This window comes from Mycobacterium sp. (assembly GCF_032159765.1).
Lineage (GTDB): Bacteria > Actinomycetota > Actinomycetes > Mycobacteriales > Mycobacteriaceae > Mycobacterium.
Genome location: NZ_JAVHWM010000004.1, coordinates 1 through 5,661, shown reverse-complemented (window position 1 = coordinate 5,661; position 5,661 = coordinate 1). Strand labels below are relative to the sequence as shown.

At 65.7% G+C, this 5,661-nt stretch carries 6 protein-coding genes and 2 pseudogenes; 2 read left to right on the top strand and 6 right to left on the bottom strand.

Translation table 11 applies throughout. From position 1 onward, the window contains the following. The 6 genes and pseudogenes from QOH60_RS00770 to QOH60_RS00745 form a co-directional block, all read right to left on the bottom strand. Positions 1-121, bottom strand: a pseudogene (locus tag QOH60_RS00770) (acetyl-CoA acetyltransferase); the annotation flags it as partial. Then, positions 118-1,140 (bottom strand): acyl-CoA dehydrogenase family protein, encoded by a 1,023-nt coding sequence (locus QOH60_RS00765; protein ID WP_526416075.1) that lies wholly within the window; start codon positions 1,138-1,140, stop codon positions 118-120. The gene QOH60_RS00765 and the pseudogene QOH60_RS00770, both read right to left, overlap by 4 nt. A gap of 12 nt (positions 1,141-1,152) precedes the next feature. Further along, the gene (locus tag QOH60_RS00760; RefSeq protein WP_526416073.1) at positions 1,153-2,325 is read right to left on the bottom strand and encodes an acyl-CoA dehydrogenase family protein; all 1,173 of its coding nucleotides are present in this window, start codon (positions 2,323-2,325) and stop codon (positions 1,153-1,155) included. A gap of 41 nt (positions 2,326-2,366) precedes the next feature. Continuing rightward, positions 2,367-3,134, bottom strand: coding sequence for an aldolase/citrate lyase family protein (locus QOH60_RS00755; protein ID WP_526416071.1), 768 nt, complete (start codon positions 3,132-3,134; stop codon positions 2,367-2,369). Beyond that, a complete protein-coding gene (gene hpaH, locus QOH60_RS00750) occupies positions 3,131-3,952 on the bottom strand; it encodes a 2-oxo-hept-4-ene-1,7-dioate hydratase (RefSeq protein ID WP_526416069.1) in 822 nt (273 codons plus the stop codon). The genes QOH60_RS00755 and hpaH overlap by 4 nt, the downstream gene beginning before the upstream one ends. Continuing rightward, positions 3,949-4,899 (bottom strand): alpha/beta fold hydrolase, encoded by a 951-nt coding sequence (locus QOH60_RS00745; protein ID WP_526416067.1) that lies wholly within the window; start codon positions 4,897-4,899, stop codon positions 3,949-3,951. Before QOH60_RS00745 ends, hpaH begins: the two co-directional genes overlap by 4 nt. A gap of 198 nt (positions 4,900-5,097) precedes the next feature. On the opposite strand from QOH60_RS00745, the gene QOH60_RS00740 reads away from it, so the two are divergent. Further along, the gene (locus QOH60_RS00740; RefSeq protein WP_526416065.1) at positions 5,098-5,343 is read left to right on the top strand and encodes a hypothetical protein; all 246 of its coding nucleotides are present in this window, start codon (positions 5,098-5,100) and stop codon (positions 5,341-5,343) included. A 32-nt stretch (positions 5,344-5,375) separates the two neighbouring features. Next, positions 5,376-5,661, top strand: a pseudogene (locus tag QOH60_RS00735) (thiolase family protein); the annotation flags it as partial.

Sequence of the window (5,661 nt, the reverse complement as noted above, 5' to 3'; positions counted from 1 at the left end):
TCAGGCCGGCATCGGCGAGGGCGCGTCTGCTCGCCTGCGCGATCAACTCGTAAGGACCCTTGTCGTCCACTCGCCCGACGTCGGACAGGGCGACGCCTGCGATCGCGACAGCGCCGCTCACTGGGCGCGGTCCTGGGCCAGCAGTTCAGCGAGCACATCGGCCGGTTCACCGAAGAGGTGTCGAAACACGTGGGCACGCTTGAGATATAGGTGCATGTCGTTCTCGAACGTGTAGCCCATCCCGCCGAATACCTGGATACCCGCAGCAGCGTTGTTGACGGCCGCCGTACCGGCCACCGCCACGGCCGACAGCACCTGCAACGGCGCATCGGCGCGGCCGCTCGCCAGCGCGATCGCGGCGAACAGCGTCTGCGCCTGGGCGGCCTCGGCCGCGATCTCCATGTCGACGCAGGCGTGCTTGATGGCCTGGTGCACCCCGATCGGCTTGCCGAACTGCTCGCGGGTCTTCGCATGTTCCGTGGCCTGTGCCGCGGCGGCCGCGGCTAGGCCGGTGAGATAGGCTGCGGCCAGGACCGTGGCCCGCCCCCAGATCCAGTCCTGGTCAGCAGGAAGCCAGTGCAGCGGCTCGGCGGATTCTACTGTGGCCGAGGATATTCGGATGCCCGGGTCGGCGGCATCGACGGATGTGAGCGGGCCGAAGGACGCGATGTCGACCAGTGCGGCTCCCTCGCGGGCCACCACAAGTGCGTGTGAGGCGCCCGCGGGTTCGAAAAGGTCGAAGGTGCCCTTGATGGGCCTGACGTCGCCGTCACCCCGCGACACTGCCAGCCCGACCAGTGCATGCCCGGCGCCGATCCGCTCCGCCAGTGCGGCGTCCCCGCAGCGGGCGGCCACGCGGGCGGCCAGCGTGCAGCCCAGGAATGGGCCCGGCGCGAGCCGCTTGCCGAGCTCGATGAACAGCAGCGTCTCGTCGTCGAACGGACGGCCCGACCCGCCGGCGTCCTCGTCGAGGCCAAGGGTGAGCAGCCCCAGTTCGGCACCTTCACGCCAAAGCGCCTCGGAGACCGGCGCTTCCGCGTGGCGATTGGCGCGGATCTGCTCGACCGGCATCCGTTCGGCAAGGAATTCCCTTGCAGCCGCGACGATTTCGAGCTGCTCAGGTCCTGGCAGCAGGTCCACGCTCGCCTCCTCTCATCGAGGCAATCCCAAGACGCGTTCACCCACGATGTTGCGCTGAATCTCCGACGTACCCCCACCTATGGCCTGGGAGAAGCTGTAGTAGTAGTAACCGACCCAGCCGTCGACATCCCAGCGCGACGAATGCCGGATCGACGCGGGACCGAGCACGTCCATCGCCAATTTGCCGATTTCCTTGGCTAATTCGGCGTACATCAACTTGACGATCGACCCGCGGGGACCTGGCGTTTCGGTCTTCATGGCCTCGCAGATGTTGGTGTAGGTAAGCGCCCGCAACGACGCCACCGAGGCCCGCGCCCTGGCCAGCCGCCTCGCGATCTCGTCGTCGGCGATGGCAGGCCGTCGGCCGTCCGGACCGACATGGTCGCGCGCGTAGTCGATGAGGTCCTCGATGATCTTGGCCAACCGCACCTGGTTGGCGGTAAATGCGGTTCCGCGTTCGAAGGACAGGGTGGCCATCGCGACCGACCACCCCTCGCCGATTTCGCCGACCACGTTGGCCAGCGGGATGCGGACGTCGTCGTAGAACACCTCGCAGAACTCCGAACCGCCCTCGATGGTCTCGATCGGGCGCACATCGATGCCCGGCGTGCTCATGTCGCAGATCACCCAGGTGATGCCTTTGTGCTTGCTGCCGGTGGTGTCAGTGCGGACCAGCAGTTCCTGGTAGTCGGCCACGGTGGCGAAACTTGTCCACAGCTTCTGTCCCGACACCACGAGGTGCTCGCCGTCGATGACGGCCTTGGTACGCAACGACGCCAGGTCCGAACCGGCGTCAGGCTCAGAGAATCCCTGGCACCAGATCACCTCGCCGCGAAGGATTTTCGGCAGGTGGAAGGACTTGTGCTCGTCGGTGGCGCGAGTGATCAGGGTCGGTCCCGCGTGCGAGTTGCCGACGAAGCATGCGTCGATACCGGGGAAGCCCCTCGCCGCGTACTCCTCGTACCAGATCAGCTGTTGAATCAGCGTTAGGCCCTTGCCGCCGTACTCGGTGGGCCAGGCGATGCCCGCCCATCCGCCGTCCCACTGGGTGCGCTGCCAGGCCAGGTCGTATTCGCGGATGCCTGCGTCGTCGCGTGGGCGCGGTTCGCTCGGCTTGTTCTCGTCCAGCCACGTGCGGACCTGGTCGCGGAACTCCAGCTGGTCAGGCGTGAAGTCAAGGTCCATGATCCGAGAGTGTAGGTGACACGATAGTCAGAAACAATCCGTCAGTCATGCTGGTGATACCTGGCCGCGAGTTCTTCGGCGCCGCGCGCCAGGAGCGCGACGTCGGCGCCGACGAGCACGAAGCTCGCCCCGGCGCGGAGATAACGACGCGCCACCGACTCGTTGAATGCGTTGACTCCCGCACTCTTGCCGTGCTGCACGATCGTCGCCAGCGCATTCTCTATGGTGCTCACGACTTCTGGATGCTCTGGCTGGCCAAGCTTGCCCATCGACGCCGCGAGGTCGGCGGGTCCGATGAACACCGCGTCGGCGCCATCGACATCGACGATGGCGCCCAGCTGCGTCAGCCCCGCCACCGTCTCCACCTGAACGGTCAGAGAGACGGCCGCATCAGCGGTGACAAGATAGTCAGAAATACGGTTCCAGCGTGACGCCCGAGCCAGCGCGCTGCCCACGCCGCGAATGCCATCGGGCGGATAACGGGTGGCGCTAACCGCGGCTGACGCCTCACTGGGGCTATCGATCATCGGGACGATGATGTTCTGCACGCCGATGTCGAGCAGTTGCTTGATGAACACCGGGTCAGCCGAAGCCGGACGCACCAGCGTGTCGACGTCGGGGTAGCCCTCCAGCACCTGCAGTTGCTTGAGGGTGGTGCGCAGGTCGTTCGGCGCGTGCTCCTGATCCAGTAGCACCCAGTCGATTCCGGATCCCGCGCAGATCTCGGTGACATAGCCGCTGCCCGAGGCCAGCCACATGCCGAACCGCGGCCGCCCGTCCCCGATGCGCTCGGTCCAACGGTTCGTCACGACGCAGGCCCATCGAACGTGACCGATACCGTGCCCAACGGCCCGTAATCGGCGACGAACGTGTCGCCAGGCTCGGCGAACACCGGCTTCGTGAACGACCCGGACAGGATCACCTCCCCGCTCTCCAACCGAACACCATGGGGGGCAAGCCGATTCGCCAACCACGCGACGCCGTTTCCGGGATGGTTGAGCACCGCGGCGGCGACCCCGGACTCCTCGATGGTGCCGTTGCGCAGCAGCAGCGCCGCCACCCAGCGCAGATCGACGTCCAGTGGTCGCACGACTCTCCCACCGAGGACCATGCCCGCGTCGGCCGCATTGTCGGCGATGGTGTCGACGATGGTGCGCAAGTGACCGGTCTCGGGATCCGACATCTGCACCCTGGCGTCCAGGATCTCCAGTGCGGGGGTGACGAACTCGGTGGCCCGCAATACGTCGAACAACGTGACCCCCGGCCCCTCTAGCGACTCTCCCAGCACGAACGCCAACTCCACCTCGACGCGCGGACGGATGAAGCGGCCGAGCGGCACCCGGCCGCCGTCCTCGACGAACATGTCGTCGAAAATCGCGCCGTAGTCGGGTTCGTCGATCGACACCGATCGCTGCATCACCTTGGAGGTCAATCCGATCTTGCGGCCCTTGACCAGCCGGCCGTCGGCGACCTTCAGCGCGACGAGAGCACGTTGGACGGCGTAGGCGTCGTCGATGGTCATGTCCGGGTAGTCGAGCGACAGCTGCCGGATCGGCGTGCGCGTCTGCTCGGCGGCGTACAGCCGCTTGGCGATGTCCGCAAGCTCGTCCTCGGCCGGCCTCTTCATCGGCCCAGGAACTCGATCGCCGCCGCATTGAACGATTCTGGATCCTCGAAATGCGGCCAATGCCGCACCGAGGGCATCTCGAACACCTCGGAGTTCGGGATCAGGTCGGCGATGGTGCGCGCGGTGTCCTGATACACGCCGTGGTCCTTGCCCGAGGCCACGATCATCACGGGCGCCGCGATGCCACGCCACTTGTCATCCGGAATCAGGTTGCGGTGGCGCACTTTTTCGTCCTGCAGAATCAGCAGCCGGTCGATGGTATTGCGAGTGTCATCGCGTCGGTAAACCGCCTGGCGCAGACCGATCAGATCGGGCAACCGATTGGCCTCGTCGGCGATCAGGTGGGCGAACACGGCGTGCAACGACTCCCAGGTCGGCTCGTTGACCGCTTTGGTTCTTTCGGCCCGAATCCGTGCCATGTTCGACGCTGACGCCTCGCGTCCGGCCGGCGACATCAGGATCATCTTGTCCACCCGGTCGGGATGACCGACGGACATTGCGGATGCGACGAACGCGCCCAGCGACATCGCGACGAAGCTGGCCGACGCCATGCCGAAGTTGTCCATCACCCCGAGCACGTGCTCGACGTAGATCGCGATCTCGTAGTCGTAGTCCGGCTTGTCGGAGAACCCATTGCCGACCATGTCGATGGCCACGCAGTGAAAGTGCTCAGACAGCGCCGCAAGGTTCGGCGCGAATGTCTCCCAGTGGCCCCCGGTGCCGTGCAGCAGGATGGCGTGGGGTTTGTCCGGGCTGGAACTTTCTCTGCTCCTCGCGTCCGCGCCGGTCTCCGCATATCGCGTCCGGACGGTCGCACCGTTGACGGGGATGCCGACGAATCCCTGCCGGAACTCCACTTCCTTGAGGTACATCCAGATGCTGCGGTAGTCGTCGGTGTCCACCGTTGCCCCGACGACCTCGGCGGTCGGGGTGTGCGCTTGGCTCATCTCACCCTTCTCAAATCTCAATTTCTGACAGCACTGTCATCTATGGCCGACATCGCTGTGCACGCTCCTACATCGTCGCACAAAGACGTGTTCCCATGTAGAGAAAGTCTTACACGACCCATTCGGCCTCGGGCACGCACGCGGCCATTCCACAGATGCACATTGATTCTGACAGTTGTATGCGGTAGAACTAGGCGAGTGAACACTCCGGCCGGACGCCGCGTGTTGGCGGAACTCGTCAACGAGTTCGCCGCCGTGCGGTTGTCGTTGGACGTCAGCGGCAACGGCCCGCGCCTGCTCGTCGAAGACCTGGAGAGCAACGAGCACGTTTTCTTGTGTCCACTGGAGCTGGCGAGCTTCACGCAGGCAACGCCCGAAGACCGTGAGGACTGGCTGCGCGTGGGCAACTATCGCGGCGAACGCCGACCGAGGGAGCAGACGTGAGCACTCCCCACGTCGACCTGGTCGGTCTGGGTATGACCGCGATGTCGCTGCGGCCGGGCGCAACACCACTCGAACTGGCCGCCGCGGCGAGCAACGGCGCACTGACTGACGCCGGAATCGAGCGCACCGATCTCGATGGCCTCCTCGTCGGCTCCTCGCAGGGGGTTCGGCCCGCCCGGCTGGGGGTCGGTTTCGCCGCGCAAGGCGGCTTCTCGGACCTGCGCCTTTTGGAGCACGTCGAGATCAAGGGCGCCACGACCATCGCGATGATTCAGCGCGCACGCCACGCCATCACCACGGGTGAGGCGACCACCGTCA